This is a genomic window from Rugamonas rivuli (assembly GCF_009380165.1).
GTDB lineage: Bacteria > Pseudomonadota > Gammaproteobacteria > Burkholderiales > Burkholderiaceae_D > Rugamonas > Rugamonas rivuli.
In genome coordinates this window covers 354,461-367,602 of record NZ_WHUF01000001.1, presented here as the reverse complement: position 1 = coordinate 367,602, position 13,142 = coordinate 354,461, and the positions used below count along the sequence as shown (strand labels likewise).

General features: G+C 63.1%; 15 protein-coding genes. 5 read left to right on the top strand and 10 right to left on the bottom strand.

Going from position 1 to position 13,142, the window contains the following annotated elements; genetic code table 11:
* The first annotated feature begins 92 nt into the window (after positions 1–92).
* The gene (locus tag GEV01_RS01700) at positions 93–347 is read left to right on the top strand and encodes an NHLP-related RiPP peptide (RefSeq protein WP_008448927.1); all 255 of its coding nucleotides are present in this window, start codon (positions 93–95) and stop codon (positions 345–347) included.
* On the opposite strand, the gene GEV01_RS01695 is transcribed toward GEV01_RS01700, so the two are convergent.
* The gene (locus GEV01_RS01695; protein ID WP_152801083.1) at positions 344–1,507 is read right to left on the bottom strand and encodes a putative peptide maturation dehydrogenase; all 1,164 of its coding nucleotides are present in this window, start codon (positions 1,505–1,507) and stop codon (positions 344–346) included. The genes GEV01_RS01700 and GEV01_RS01695 overlap by 4 nt on opposite strands.
* Before the next feature lie 19 nt (positions 1,508–1,526).
* The gene (locus GEV01_RS01690; RefSeq protein WP_152801081.1) at positions 1,527–2,117 is read right to left on the bottom strand and encodes a 2'-5' RNA ligase family protein; all 591 of its coding nucleotides are present in this window, start codon (positions 2,115–2,117) and stop codon (positions 1,527–1,529) included.
* A gap of 77 nt (positions 2,118–2,194) precedes the next feature.
* On the opposite strand from GEV01_RS01690, the gene GEV01_RS01685 reads away from it, so the two are divergent.
* From GEV01_RS01685 to GEV01_RS01675, 3 genes are all read left to right on the top strand, one after another.
* On the top strand, positions 2,195–2,575 hold the full coding sequence (locus GEV01_RS01685) for a BlaI/MecI/CopY family transcriptional regulator (RefSeq protein WP_152801079.1): 381 nt from the start codon (positions 2,195–2,197) through the stop codon (positions 2,573–2,575).
* Positions 2,562–3,779 carry a M56 family metallopeptidase gene (locus GEV01_RS01680; RefSeq protein ID WP_152801077.1) on the top strand — a complete coding sequence of 406 codons (1,218 nt, stop codon included), beginning with the start codon at positions 2,562–2,564 and terminating at the stop codon, positions 3,777–3,779. The genes GEV01_RS01685 and GEV01_RS01680 overlap by 14 nt, the downstream gene beginning before the upstream one ends.
* A 90-nt stretch (positions 3,780–3,869) precedes the next feature.
* Positions 3,870–4,061 carry a hypothetical protein gene (locus GEV01_RS01675; protein WP_008448933.1) on the top strand — a complete coding sequence of 64 codons (192 nt, stop codon included), beginning with the start codon at positions 3,870–3,872 and terminating at the stop codon, positions 4,059–4,061.
* Positions 4,062–4,092: 31 nt separating this feature from the next.
* On the opposite strand, the gene GEV01_RS01670 is transcribed toward GEV01_RS01675, so the two are convergent.
* The 8 genes from GEV01_RS01670 to cyoA all read right to left on the bottom strand — a co-directional run bounded on the left by GEV01_RS01670 (position 4,093) and on the right by cyoA (position 11,637).
* Positions 4,093–4,833, bottom strand: coding sequence for a PEP-CTERM sorting domain-containing protein (locus GEV01_RS01670; protein WP_152801075.1), 741 nt, complete (start codon positions 4,831–4,833; stop codon positions 4,093–4,095).
* Positions 4,834–4,915: 82 nt separating this feature from the next.
* Positions 4,916–5,458: a response regulator transcription factor gene (locus GEV01_RS01665; protein ID WP_008448936.1), complete on the bottom strand. Its 543-nt coding sequence runs from the start codon at positions 5,456–5,458 to the stop codon at positions 4,916–4,918.
* Positions 5,448–6,824, bottom strand: coding sequence for an ATP-binding protein (locus GEV01_RS01660; protein ID WP_152801073.1), 1,377 nt, complete (start codon positions 6,822–6,824; stop codon positions 5,448–5,450). Before GEV01_RS01660 ends, GEV01_RS01665 begins: the two co-directional genes overlap by 11 nt.
* Positions 6,825–7,610, bottom strand: coding sequence for an SURF1 family protein (locus tag GEV01_RS01655; protein ID WP_152801071.1), 786 nt, complete (start codon positions 7,608–7,610; stop codon positions 6,825–6,827). It abuts the gene before it with no gap.
* Entirely contained in the window at positions 7,607–8,014 is a 408-nt protein-coding gene (gene cyoD / locus GEV01_RS01650) for a cytochrome o ubiquinol oxidase subunit IV (RefSeq protein WP_152801069.1), read from the bottom strand. Before cyoD ends, GEV01_RS01655 begins: the two co-directional genes overlap by 4 nt.
* A complete protein-coding gene (gene cyoC / locus GEV01_RS01645) occupies positions 8,011–8,640 on the bottom strand; it encodes a cytochrome o ubiquinol oxidase subunit III (protein ID WP_152801067.1) in 630 nt (209 codons plus the stop codon). The genes cyoD and cyoC overlap by 4 nt, the downstream gene beginning before the upstream one ends.
* A complete protein-coding gene (cyoB, locus tag GEV01_RS01640) occupies positions 8,633–10,633 on the bottom strand; it encodes a cytochrome o ubiquinol oxidase subunit I (protein ID WP_152801065.1) in 2,001 nt (666 codons plus the stop codon). The genes cyoC and cyoB overlap by 8 nt, the downstream gene beginning before the upstream one ends.
* Positions 10,634–10,635: 2 nt before the next feature.
* On the bottom strand, positions 10,636–11,637 hold the full coding sequence (gene cyoA / locus GEV01_RS01635) for a ubiquinol oxidase subunit II (RefSeq protein ID WP_152801063.1): 1,002 nt from the start codon (positions 11,635–11,637) through the stop codon (positions 10,636–10,638).
* 133 nt (positions 11,638–11,770) lie between these two features.
* Here cyoA and GEV01_RS01630 point away from each other — a divergent pair, with 133 nt between their 5' ends.
* Positions 11,771–13,123: an MFS transporter gene (locus tag GEV01_RS01630; RefSeq protein ID WP_152801061.1), complete on the top strand. Its 1,353-nt coding sequence runs from the start codon at positions 11,771–11,773 to the stop codon at positions 13,121–13,123.
* Positions 13,124–13,142: the final 19 nt, after the last annotated feature.

Genomic DNA, 13,142 nt, shown 5'->3' with positions numbered 1-13,142 from the left:
CGACTTACCTTGAGATAGTGGCCGCTATAGCCTACGATGAAGTTGCGTTTCGAAACGCGAGATTTCCATACTTCCACACGAAAGGTTAAGACATGGCTACGCATTCCCCGCAAGATCTCGATCTGCTGCTGTCCAAACTGTCCGGCGACGACACATTCCGTGCAAGCTTCCTGAACGACCCACAACTGGCGCTGGGCACCTTGGGCATCAAGCTCGCCGCCGACAAGATCCCTGCCCTGCGCTGCCTGCCAGCGAAGGAAGTATTCATCGCCAGCCGCCACGCCATCAAAGGCAAGCTGGAAAACGCCGCCGGTGCGATTCCATTCTTCCTGTCCGGCCAGCGTTAAGGCTCGTAGCGCATTTCCACCGTATCCTGCGCGCCGGAAGCCTTCCCGCAGCCGCATACGGCGATCACCATGTCCTTCAATGGATCGAGCCCAAATACCCGCTCGATATCGATCTCATTCACCGCCGCCGTGACAAAGGCCGGCATACCAGCTTCAGTCGCCAGCAGATAGAACGTCTGCGACAAGTGGCCCGCATCGAGCAGCAGCGCGCGATAGGCCTTGGCGTGATTGCGGTACTTCCAGAAGTTGCGCTCCACCCGCGCCGCCAGCACCACCATCATCGGCGCATCGATAAACCAATCCTGGTCCGCCACCATGCGCATCGCCAGCTCCGCCGTTTGCGTGGTGTCCATGGCCGCCAGCGGCTCCAGCACGTGGCGTACGGGATGATAGTGATACAGGCCGGACGCGACGCCTTCGATGCGCTGCGCCAGCACGTAAGCCTCCACCGGATGCAGGCCGCCCGCCGAGGGGCTGAGCTTTTTCAGCACGAAGGCGCCGGGCGCCATTTCGCGTTCGCCCTGCGCGCCAAAGGCCCGCTGCAGCAGGCGCGCGGCGGTCGCCATCGGCAGCACGGCGGCGCCATCGAAATTGCGGCCGGTGTAGCGTTGGAATAGCGTGTCGTCCAGGCCTGCGCGTTCGGGTGCCGGCAGCGCCACCGCATCGGCGGGCGCAGCGCGCTCGATGACCGGGCCGGGCGGCGTGCCGTAGGAGACCACCAGCTCTTCGAAGCTGGGGAACTGCATGCCTTTGTCGACCCGCATATCGCCCCAGCGGCTGAACATGTGCGCGGTGGCAGACAGCGGCCGCCAGTTCTGCGAGCGCAGCACCTCGTCGCGTTCGCAGAAGTGCGCATGGTGCTCGGCATCGTCGCCGGCATCGTCGCCGATCAGCAGGCCGGCTTGCAGCAGGCGGGCGATGGTCGCCGCGCCGAATTTCTGTTCGCAGTCGCCGCGCTCCTGCCACAGCGTCAGGCCGATGCCGCCCAGCGCCGCCATCTCTTCCAGGCTGACTTCGACCTCCTCGCCCAGATGGGCCGCCAGCGCCATCCAGCGGATGTTCGCGCCCAGCGCGGCATCGCCGGCGAACAGCGCGGTCCAATCGATGTCGAGGTCTTCTCGGGGTTCCAGGAACAAAACGGCGCAACGTCTGATCAGCATGGTGGCCCCACTTAAAAAGTTAGCCTTGCAAACTCCAGCGCCCCAGCGCTGTGTAAGGCAGGTTCTGGCCGATGTGGCTGTGGACCAGCACCAGCTCGCGCACCGTCCAATCAATGGGACCGGCGGCCTGCGGCGGGGCCGTCACGTCATCGTACAGCAGTGTGAGGTGCGGCGTATAGCTCGGCGGATTACCGGGCAGGCCGGCCTTGAGCAAGGCCATCGCGAGACTTTTATACAGGGAGCCAAGCCCGCTTACACCATCGCCGCCGGTCAGCACGAACGGCCGGTTACGCGAGCGGTTGATGAAGGTCTGGGCCGTGTCGAAGCTGACGGCGAAAGGCGCCGTTGCTTCGGCCACCGAGGCGGCGGCCTTGCCTGCCCGCGCCACCAGGCTGTCCGGCATGCCGGGGAAATCGCCCAGGTTGCACAGCGTGGCGTGCAGGCGCGTGTCGGCGATGGCGCGGCCACGCATGCCATGCGCGGCCTTGAGCTCCGCGGTCAGCGTATTGATGCGCGCGATGGCGCCGGCGTCCGGCAGCACCGCAAAGAAGATGCGGTCCGTCAGTTCAGGTTCGGGCTCAAAGCCCGGCAGCAAGGTCTGTTGTGTCATGCCGCCAGTTTAGCGCTTGACAGCCGCGATTACAACTGTAATCATTCACAACGATTACACGTGTAAATGGAAGAACGATGAAACCTATCCCACAGATCAGCGAAGCCGAATCGGTCGTCATGGAAGCGTTGTGGGCGCACAGCCCGCGCAGCGCCGAGGAAGTGGCGGCGGCAATCGGCGAAGAGCGCGCCTGGCAGGAGTCCACCGTCAAGACGCTGCTCAACCGGCTGCTGCGCAAGAACGCCGTCAAGGTGCTGAAGGATGGACGGCGCTATCTCTACTCGGCCGCGATCACGCGTGAGCAGTGGCTGCACAGCGAAAGCAAAGGCTTCCTGGACCGCTTGTTTGACGGCCGCGTCGCGCCGCTGGTGGCGCACTTCAGCCGCCATCGCAAGTTGAGCAAGACGGACCTGGAAGAACTCAAACGCCTGATCGGAGAGCTCGATGACAGCAAGTGATTTGTCCGCAGCCCTGCCATCGCTGCTGCGCGCAAGCTGTGCGCTGAGCCTCGCCGCCCTCGTTGTGATTGCGCTGCGCCAGCCGCTGCGCCGCTGCTTTGGCGCGGGCGTCGCCTACGCCGCGTGGCTGGCCGTGCCCTTGTGCGCATTGGCCGCATTGCTGCCGGCGGCGCCGACCGGCAGCCTGCTGGTGCTCCCCGCCGCCGCCATCCAGCCGCTGAAGACCAGCATCGCCAACCTGGCGCCGCCCGCCGCACCGCCGGGACAGGCCTACCTCATCGTACTGGCATGGTTAACCGGCGTGCTGCTGGCCGCTGTCCTGCAACTCGCCCAGCAACGCGCCTACATCCGCAGCATGGGTACTCTCGCGCGGCGCGACGGCATCGCCTATGCCGATTCTCCCGATGCCGGCCCCGCGCTGGTGGGCCTGTGGCGGCCAATCATCGTCGTGCCGTTCGACTTCGACCGCCGCTACACCGCGAAGGAACGGGAGCTGATCCTGGCGCACGAACGCACCCACGCCCGCCGCCGCGACCCGCTGGCCAACGCAGCCTGCGCCGCGCTGCGCTGCCTGAACTGGTTCAATCCCCTGGTCCACATTGCCGAGCGCCTGATGCGCATCGACCAGGAACTGGCGTGCGACGCCGAAGTCGTACGCCGCCACCCCAACTCGCGCCGCACCTACGCCGACGCCATGCTCAAAACGCAGTTATCCGCGAACGACGCACCGTTCGCATGTCAATGGCAGTCCAACCACCCACTGAAGGAAAGAGTCATGAACCTGAACCGCACCACTCCACAAGCACTGCGCATCGTCGGCAGCACCCTGATCGCCGCCGCCATGACCACCGGCAGCTGGGCCGCATGGGCAGCGCAAAACAGCGCACCCGAAGGCCAGCTGTACGATATCGCCATGCACATGACCGTCAACGGCGCGACCATCTCGCCACACCTGCACACCCGCAGCGGTACTCCGGCGGCGATGCGCGTAGGCGAAGGCGCCCAGCAATGGCAGGCAGAGTTCACGCTGAAACCGGTCGACGGCGGCAAGGTCTACATCGCCAGCAGCGTAACGCGCGACGGCAAGCCGGTCGGCAAACCCGGCCTGCTGGTGGCGCTCGGCGAGCCGGCCGCCGTCAAGATCGCCCAGGACGACAACGCCGGTATGGAGATGCAACTTATAGTGACGGAAATCACCAAATAAATTACCAAACAAACAAACGTAGCCAATCAGCAATGTTTACGATAGGATATTATTCCTTGGCCATGGGGCCATATATCATCAGGGAATACCATGAAATCGAAAATGATCATTGCAGGTTTGATCGCCGCAGTTTGTGCAGCCAGCGCCTTCGCCGGCCCAGCACCATTCATGTGGTACAAGAGCAAGCTGAACGGCTCGCTGGCATGCTCTAACGCCTACATGGGTAGCGGCTGGGAACCACAACCGCAGCTGGGCACCTTCAAAAACGCCGCCTGCCGCTAAAAAAATCGGGGGCCAACTGGCCCCCGATGTTTTACTGCTTGGCTTGCTTGCGGCGTCGCATTGCCGCCAGCAGGCCGATACCGCCGGCCATCATCGCCCATTGACCGGGCTCCGGCACGGCGGAAACATTCACCGTGAACGAACCCGAATAGTCGGCGAGGCCGTTCGGCGCACTGTTGAAGACACCGACCAGATCCGGGACAGCGTTCGGCGCCGCTGGATTGGCGTAGTCGAACAAGGTGAAATTACTCAGCGTCAGCGTGGTGTTGCCCACACTGAAGGACAGCGAATTAGCTGCCTGCACATCGCCCCCATTGATACCCAGGCTGTTGCCGCCAAATGCCGCCACCGCCGGATGAACCACATTGAACGGCACGTAAGCCGAAACGCCTGGCGTGTTGTTGGCACCGTTGAAGAACAGGTTCAGGCCAGCCAAAGACGTAGGCCAGTTGAAACCGCCGCCGTCAGTGCGGAAATAGAAGGTATAGCTGCCAGGGTTGGAGAGGTCCTGGTTCAGCGAGGTGGTCGCGCCGTTGCCGCTGTTGATGAACGAGCTGGCATCGTTAGGCGTGGTCAGCAGGTACAGATTGGCAGCACCGTTGCCGCCAGTAGTATCCCAGCCGTTGCCTACGTAAACGCCGCCCGCGTTGATGTCGTACACCGACGCGCCGGTCAGCGACAACGCTTCCGCCGAAGCCGTGTTCATCAAAGTTCCACATGCTGCCGCAGCGATGACTGGCATCAGCTTGGCAAACGAAAACGCTGTCTTCAAAATAAGCTCCTGTTTTATGATGTCAAAATGGCACAAAATAGAATACCATAAACAGTGCAAATATGACAAGTAGGCAGCCGCCCTATTTAACCCGCTGCTTCTCCAGCTTGCGCGCCAGCGTGCGGCGGTGCATGCCCAGCCGCCGAGCCGCTTCGGAGATGTTGAAGTCGGTCTCCGCCAGCACCGCGTGGATGTGCTCCCACTCCAGCGTCTTGACCGACGTGGCGCGGTTGGTCAGCTCCAGCTCTGCCGCGCCGGCCACGTGTTCGAAGGCCGCTTCGATGTCGTCCGTGTTGGATGGCTTGGCCAGGTACTGGCAGGCGCCCAGCTTGATCGCCTCCACCGCCGTGTTGATGCTGGCGAAGCCGGTCAGCACCACGATCAGCATGTCGGCGTCGTGCTGGTGCAGCATCTGCACGCAGGCCAGGCCGGAGGAATTGCCCTTCAATTTCAAGTCCACCACCGCATAGCCCGGCGAGTGGTCGACCAGCAGCGCGCTGGCCTCGTCCACGTTCTCCGCCAGCAGCACCTTGTAGCCGCGCCGTTCGAAGGAGCGCCCCAGGGTGCGGGCGAAGGCGGCGTCGTCCTCGACCAGCAACAGTACGCGTTCTTCTTCAGTAGTCATATTGATTCGATTCCGGTTTGATTTCGATCTCGGCCAGCGGCAGCGTCAGGCGCACCAGCGCCCCGCCCTGCGGCCAGTTCGACGCCGTGACCGCGCCGCCCAAGGTGCGCGCCACGTTCACCACCAGGAACAGGCCCAGGCCTCCGCCCGGCCGTCCCTTGCTGGAGTTGTAAGGCTTGCCCAGCTGCGCCAGGATGTCGGGCGCGAAGCCGGGGCCAGCGTCCATCACCTGCAGCACCAATTGGCCTTCTTCCACGCTGGCCTCCATGCGCAGCCATTGCGGCGACGCTTCCAGCGCGTTGTCGAGCACATTGCAGATCATCTGTTTCAGCGTCGAGTCGGACACTACCGGATGATCCGGCGCGATGCGGTTGTCGAATTCAAACGCCACCACCGGCCGCCCGACGCGCCATTCCGCCACCAGCTCGGCCAGGAAGGTGTTGATGGTGGTGGCCGCCGACGATTCGCCGCGCGTCTCGCCGGCCGACAGCAGGATGCCGCTGACGATGGACTTGCAGCGCTTGAGCTGGGTCTGCATCTCGCCGATCTCTTCCAGCAGCTCGGCGTTGGCCTTGAACTCCGGCATATGCTTCCAGTCGCCGAGGATGACGGCCAGCGTCGCCAGCGGCGTGCCCAGCTCGTGCGCCGCGCCCGAGGCCAGCAGGCCCATGCGGATGATGTGGTCTTCTTCGGCGGCGCGCTGGCGCAGGTCGGCCAGCTTGGTGGCCGTTACCCGCATATTGCGCATGATGCGCGTGATGAAGATGACCAGCAGCGCCGCATCCAGCACGAAGCAGATCAGCATGCCCTGCACATACAGGCTGAGGATGCCGCGCGCATGATCCAGCGGCAGCGCCAGCGGTTCGGAAAACAGCGCCAGCCCGGCGATGCAGGTGCCGGTGACGCCGACGATGGTCCAGGTCGACCACGACTCCAGCAGCACCGCGCCCAGGATCACATGCAGCAGGTACAGGAACACAAAGGGATTGGTGGCGCCGCCGCTCAGGTAGAGCTGCGCCGTCAGGCTGGCGATATCGACTGTCAGCGCCAGCAGCAGCTCGCTGTTGGACACCACCTGGTTTTCCTGCCAGCGCAGGGTGCTGGCGATGTTGAAGGCGATCAGGCAGGCCAGCACGTTCAGCATGGCCGGCAACGGCAGCTGCACTTCGAACACCATGGTGGCGGCGAAGATGGTGGTGATCTGGCCGACCACGGCGATCCAGCGCAGCTGTATCAGCTGCTGCATGTTCTTGTGGCCGGCCGCGTGGGTGATGGTGTTGGCCGAAGCCTTCACCGCCGCCAGCGGTTCGATCACGGGCGCGTTGGGACGCCCCCGGTCGTATGGATTATCGTTTTTCCTGGCCATTTATGCGTCAGTTTGTGGTTTGCGTCCCTCGCGGACGACCCATGCGGCGCCGCCGGCGACCATCAGTGCCAGCGCGAACCAGGTGACAGCATAAACCAAATGGCTGTTGGCGAAGGAAACCACCGTCAGGCCGCCGATGGGCGCACCTTCGGCGGCGCCGGCGACAGCGTCGGCATCGACGAAGTATGGCGCCACAGCCGGCAAGCCGCGTGCGCGGGCGATGGCCTGCACATCACGCGTGTACCAGTAGTTGCGCGCCGGTTCGTTCTGGCGCAGGCGGCCGGACGCCTCGCCCATCCGCAACAGACCGCTGATGCTGACCGGCGCAGTGCCGGCAACGCGGGCGGCGGCGCAGGCATCGGCCGCAGCGGCAGGCGGCGCGGGCTGCGGGGCCCAGCCGCCGGAACCGGCGCGGATGAAGCCGCGGTTGACCATGACGATGCCGCCGTCGGCCGTGCACAGCGGCGTCAGCACCCAGTAGCCTATGCCACGGTCCAGCGAGGCCAGCACTTGCGTGTCCGAGCCTTGCAGGTAGACGCCGCTGAGCTGCACGCGGCGGTAGTCGTCGGCCTCGGCGTTCAGCTGCGGCCATTGCGCGCTGGCGGGCGCCGCCACCGGCGCCGCATGCACGCGCTGCTCGACGCGCTCGATCAAGGCCAGCTTCCATTGCAGGCGGAATATTTGCCAGGTCCCCAAAGCAAAAAACCCTGCGAACATCAACCCGGCCGCAATGGCCAGGCTGACGCGCAGGGCGCGGGAACGTGGGCGCGATGCCCCCGTCGTCATTGCATGTCGCGCATGTTGTGCACGTCCGTACCCATGGACGGCATCATGTTGACGTTCATGTGGTACATGACCCAGATCGAACCGGCCAGTACGATGACCAGCAGCACCAGCGTGAACATGGTCGCCAGCAGCGACCAGCCGCCTTCGATCTTGCCGTTCATGTGCAGGAAGTACACCATGTGCACCACTACCTGCACCGCCGCGAAGGCCAGGATCACCGCAGCGGTGGTGCTGGACTTGTCGAAGGCCTTGGTCATGACCAGGTAGAACGGAATCGCGGTCAGGATCACCGACAGCATGAAGCCGATCGCGTAGTCCTTCAGGCTGCCGTGGGCGCCTGCTTCATGGCCGTGGCCGTGGTCGTCATGACCGTGACCGTGGTGGTCGTGATTGTGTGCGCTCATGGCAGGACTCCCATCAGGTAGACAAAGGTAAATACGCCGATCCAGATCACGTCCAGGAAGTGCCAGAACATCGACAGGCACATCAGGCGACGGTTGTTCTCAGGCGTCAGGCCGTGCTTAGCCAGCTGGAACACCAGCGTGATCAGCCAGATCGAACCGAAGGTCACGTGCAGGCCGTGGGTGCCGACCAGCGCGAAGAACGAGGTCAGGAACGCGCTGCGTTGCGGGCCCGCGCCTTCGTGGATCAGGTGGACGAACTCGTCCAGTTCCAGGTACAGGAAGGCCATGCCGAACGCACCGGTGATCAGCAGCCAGACGATGGTGGCCTTCAGGTTTTTACGCTGCGAGGCGATCATCGCGAAGCCGTAGGTGATCGACGACATCAGCAGGAAGCCGGTGTTGAGCGCCACGGTCGGCAGGTCGAACAGCTCGGCGCCGGTCGGACCGCCCGCGTAGTTGCGGCCTAGCACGGCGTACGCCGCGAACAGGCCGGCGAACAGCAGGCAGTCGCTCATCAGGTAGAGCCAGAAGCCCAGCAGCGTGCCGTTCTCCGGGTGGTGTTCGCGCACGTAGTAGCGTGCGCTTGGGTCGGCGCTCACGGCGCCGTTAGCGATAGTTTCAGACATGGCTTTCCAGCAAACGAGTATGCGCTTCTTCGGTGCGGACGACTTCTTCCGCAGGGATGTAGTAATCGCGCTTGTAGTTAAAGGTGTGCGTGATGATGGCGGCCATCATGGCGACGAACGCCAGGGCAGCCGGGATCCACATCTGCCAAACCATGGCGAAGCCCAGGCCGAACGTCAGTGCCGAGATGATGAAGCCGGCAGCGGTGTTCTTCGGCATGTGGATGGCCACGAAGCCTTTGGTCGGACGCTTGTAGTTGTTGGCCTTCATGTCGGCCCAGCTGTCGCTCTCATGCACCACTGGCGTGAAGGCGAAGTTGTAGTCCGGCGGTGGCGACGAGGTCGCCCACTCCAGCGTACGGCCGCCCCATGGGTCGCCGGTGACGTCGCGCAGCGCGTCGCGGTTCTTCCAGCTGACGTAGAACTGCACCAGCATCGCGCCGATACCTGCGGCGATGATCAGCGCGCCGATGGCGGCGATCACGAACCATTTTTGCAGCGAAGGATCTTCGAAGTGGTTCATGCGGCGGGTCACGCCCATGAAGCCCATCACGTACAGCGGCGTGAAGGCAACCCAGAAGCCCACCAGCCAGCACCAGAACGATACCTTGCCCCAGAACTCGTCCAGCTTGAAGCCGAAGGCTTTAGGGAACCAGTAGTTCAGGCCGGCGAAGCAGCCGAACACCACGCCGCCGATGATGACGTTGTGGAAGTGGGCGATCAGGAACAGCGAGTTGTGCAGCACGAAGTCGGCAGGTGGTACGGCCAGCATCACGCCGGTCATGCCGCCGATGGTGAAGGTCAGCATGAAGCCGACGGTCCACAGCATAGGCACGTCGAAACGCACGCGGCCTTTGTACATGGTGAACAGCCAGTTGAAGATCTTGGCCCCGGTCGGGATCGAGATGATCATCGTGGTAATGCCGAAGAACGAGTTCACCGACGCGCCGGAGCCCATCGTGAAGAAGTGGTGCAGCCATACCAGGTAGGACAGGATGGTGATCACGACGGTCGCATACACCATCGAGGTGTAGCCGAACAGGCGCTTGGCCGAGAACGTCGACACGATTTCCGAGAACACGCCGAATACCGGCAGCACCAGGATGTAGACCTCAGGGTGGCCCCAGATCCAGATCAGGTTGACGTACAACATCGGGTTGCCGCCGAGGTCGTTGGTGAAGAAGTTGGTGCCGACCATGCGGTCCAGCGACAGCATGGCCAGGGTGACGGCCAGGATCGGGAAGGTCGCGACGATCAGTGCATTGGTGCACAGTGCGGTCCAGGTGAAGACCGGCATTTTCATCAGGGTCATGCCTGGGGCGCGCATCTTGACGATGGTGGCGATCAGGTTGACGCCCGACAGTGTCGTCCCTACCCCGGCCACCTGCAGCGACCAGATGTAGTAATCGACCCCGACATCAGGCGAGGCGGCGATGCCCGACAGCGGCGGGAAAGCCAGCCAGCCGGTGCGGCCGAATTCGCCGATGAACAGCGAGACCATGGTCAGCATGGCGCCGAAGGTGGTCATCCAGAACGAGAAGTTGTTCAGGAACGGGAAGGACACGTCGCGCGCACCGATCTGCAGCGGCACCACGTAGTTCATCAGGCCCGTCACCAGCGGCATCGCCACGAAGAAGATCATGATCGTGCCGTGGGCCGTGAAGATCTGGTCGTAGTGGTGCGGCGGCAGCATGCCGGCGTTGTCGCCGAAGGCGATCGCTTGTTGGGCGCGCATCATCAGCGCATCGGCGAAGCCGCGCAGCAGCATGACGATCGCCAGCACCATGTACATGATGCCGATTTTCTTGTGGTCGATGGAGGTGATCCAGTCGCGCCACAGCGGGCCCCACAGGCGGAATTTGAACATGACGGCCAGCAGCGCGAGGCCGCCGATTGCCACCATGGCGAAGGTGCCGATCAGGATGGGCTCGTGGTATGGAATTGCTTCCAGCGACAGCCGCCCAAAGATCAGTTTGGTCAGGTTGAGATCAGACATGGTCATTCTTTACGGATTGGTTGAGCCGTGGCGGTGGCGACTTTAGCTGGTTCGCACACATCTTTCGGCAGATCTTTCGCGGCAGCGGCAGCCTGCATGCGCATGGCGTCCTGCTCCATCTGGGCATTCATGCAGACCGAACCTTCGGCCACGCAGCGGTTCAGCACCAGGTCGTACAGGCCTTTATCGACGCTGCCGAAGTGCATGATCGGATGCTTGATGGTCGGCTTGTCCAGGTCCAGGTAGCCGGCGCGGGTCAGCGTGCCGCCGCCTGCGCGGGTTTTCGCTACCCAGGCGTCGAAGTCGGACTGGCTCACGCCGTGGTACTTGAACTTCATGTCCGAGAAACCGGCGCCGCTGTAGTTCGACGAGAAGCCGTCGTACACGCCCACCTTGTTCATCACCGCGTTCAGCTGGGTTTCCATGCTAGGCATGGTGTAGACCATACCGGCCAGCGCAGGGATGTAGAACGCATTCATCACGCTCGACGAGGTCATGTGGAAACGTACCGGCACGTCGATCGGCGTCACCAACTCGTTGACGGTGGCGATGCCTTGTTCCGGGTAGATGAACATCCACTTCCAGTCCATGGCCACGACCTGCACTTCCAGCGGCTTGACGCCGACGGCGACCGGACGATTTTCATCGATGCGGCTCAGCGGACGGTATGGGTCCAGCAAGTGGGTGTAGATCCAGGTGATCAGACCGAGGACGATGATGATCAGCAGCGGAGCGCCCCAGATCAGCAGTTCGAGTTTGGTGGAGTGATCCCAGTCCGGCTTGTACTCGGCGGAAGTGTTGGACTTCCGGTAGCGCCAGGCGAACAGGCAGATCAGGAACATGACGGGTACGATAATCAACAGCATCAGCAGAGTTGACACAACAACAAGGTGTGCCTGCTGGGCGGCGATATCACCGGACGGATTCAACACGACCGTGTTGCAGCCTGCTAGCCACAACAGCGGTGCGAGGAACAGTCCACGACGCGCGAGAGGAGGAATCATGAGGTAATCTACGTTACAGTATGTGGATGATGTGTTACTGTACCAATCACGGAATGTTCTTGCCATTGGACACTTTGTCCCAGGTGCCAGGACATGATCGTGATAAAAATATCAACGCACAGAGACAGAGATTATGGCCACTACGACTACACCAAATGGCGTGCAGGTTGGCGCCCAAGAACCATCTCAGGCCGGTAACGATGCACGCAACATCAACACCCGGGACGACGACCACATCTCCCCCGGCGAAATAGCGGTCGGCGTCGTCATCGGGCGCGCTTCCGAGTATTTCGATTTCTTTGTCTACGCGATTGCTTCAGTACTCGTGTTCCCTTCGCTGCTGTTCCCGTTCGACGGGCGCCTGGAAGGGACTCTTTATGCGTTCACCATCTTTTCTTTTGCCTTTATTGCAAGGCCTATCGGTACCGTCATCTCGATGGCGATTCAGCGCCGCTACGGGCGTGAGGCCAAGCTGACCGGGGCGCTGCTGCTGCTGGGTTCGACCACCGCCGGCATTGCCTTCCTGCCATCCTACGCCGACAGCGGCTTCTACGCCATCTTGATCTTGTCGGTGTTGCGCATCGGCCAAGGCCTCTCGCTGGGCGGCTCGTGGGACGGCCTGCCGTCGCTGCTGGCGCTGAACGCGCCGGAGAACAAGCGCGGCTGGTACGCCATGCTGGGCCAGCTCGGCGCGCCGACCGGCTTCTTCATCGCCGCCGGCCTGTTCTGGTACCTGATCGGCAACCTGACCGACCTCGACTTCATGGACTGGGGCTGGCGCTATCCGTTCTACGTGGCTTTCGCCATCAACGTGGTGGCGCTGTTCGCCCGCCTGCGCCTGACCTCGACCAGCGAATACGCCAAGCTGCTGGAAGAGCGCGAGCTGCAACCGACCAGCGTGATGGAAATGGCCAGCTCGCAGGGCCGCAACCTGATCATCGGCGCCCTCGCCGCGCTGGCCAGCTACGCGCTGTTCCACCTGGTGACGGTGTTCCCGCTGTCGTGGATCACGATTTACTCGCCGCGTTCGGTATCCGGCTTCCTCGGCACGCAGATGATAGGCGTGGTGCTGATGGCTGTGGGCGTGGTGGCTTCCGGCGTCATCGCCGACCGCATCGGCCGCCGCCGCACGCTGGGCACGCTGGCCATCCTGATCGCGGTGTTCAGCGGCTTCGTGCCGATGCTGCTCAACGGCGGCGAAGGCGCGCAGGATACCTTCATCATGCTGGGCTTCGCTCTGCTGGGCCTGTCGTACGGCCAGGCTGCCGGCGCTGTCACCGCCAACTTCCCGGCGCAGTACCGCTACACCGGCGCGGCCTTCACGTCGGATCTGGCGTGGCTGGTTGGCGCAGGTTTCGCACCGCTGGTGGCGCTGGGCGTGTCGTCGCAGTTCGGCCTGGCGTATGTGGGGCTTTACCTGCTGTCCGGCGCGGTCTGCTCGCTGGCAGCGCTGAGCCTGAACCGCCGCCTCGACATCCGCAACTGATCGTCCCCGCCTGACCAAG

What these genes read in the sequence shown, in the direction of transcription:
- GEV01_RS01700 (WP_008448927.1), top strand. Translation starts at nt 93, where the DNA reads ATGGCTACGCATTCCCCGCAAGATCTCGATCTGCTGCTGTCCAAACTG.
- cyoC (WP_152801067.1), bottom strand. Translation starts at nt 8,640, where the DNA reads ATGTCTGAAACTATCGCTAACGGCGCCGTGAGCGCCGACCCAAGCGCA.
- cyoD (WP_152801069.1), bottom strand. Translation starts at nt 8,014, where the DNA reads ATGAGCGCACACAATCACGACCACCACGGTCACGGTCATGACGACCAC.
- GEV01_RS01675 (WP_008448933.1), top strand. Translation starts at nt 3,870, where the DNA reads ATGAAATCGAAAATGATCATTGCAGGTTTGATCGCCGCAGTTTGTGCA.
- GEV01_RS01695 (WP_152801083.1), bottom strand. Translation starts at nt 1,507, where the DNA reads ATGCTGATCAGACGTTGCGCCGTTTTGTTCCTGGAACCCCGAGAAGAC.
- GEV01_RS01630 (WP_152801061.1), top strand. Translation starts at nt 11,771, where the DNA reads ATGGCCACTACGACTACACCAAATGGCGTGCAGGTTGGCGCCCAAGAA.
- GEV01_RS01680 (WP_152801077.1), top strand. Translation starts at nt 2,562, where the DNA reads ATGACAGCAAGTGATTTGTCCGCAGCCCTGCCATCGCTGCTGCGCGCA.
- GEV01_RS01685 (WP_152801079.1), top strand. Translation starts at nt 2,195, where the DNA reads ATGAAACCTATCCCACAGATCAGCGAAGCCGAATCGGTCGTCATGGAA.
- GEV01_RS01665 (WP_008448936.1), bottom strand. Translation starts at nt 5,458, where the DNA reads ATGACTACTGAAGAAGAACGCGTACTGTTGCTGGTCGAGGACGACGCC.
- cyoB (WP_152801065.1), bottom strand. Translation starts at nt 10,633, where the DNA reads ATGTCTGATCTCAACCTGACCAAACTGATCTTTGGGCGGCTGTCGCTG.
- GEV01_RS01655 (WP_152801071.1), bottom strand. Translation starts at nt 7,610, where the DNA reads ATGACGACGGGGGCATCGCGCCCACGTTCCCGCGCCCTGCGCGTCAGC.
- GEV01_RS01690 (WP_152801081.1), bottom strand. Translation starts at nt 2,117, where the DNA reads ATGACACAACAGACCTTGCTGCCGGGCTTTGAGCCCGAACCTGAACTG.
- GEV01_RS01660 (WP_152801073.1), bottom strand. Translation starts at nt 6,824, where the DNA reads ATGGCCAGGAAAAACGATAATCCATACGACCGGGGGCGTCCCAACGCG.
- cyoA (WP_152801063.1), bottom strand. Translation starts at nt 11,637, where the DNA reads ATGATTCCTCCTCTCGCGCGTCGTGGACTGTTCCTCGCACCGCTGTTG.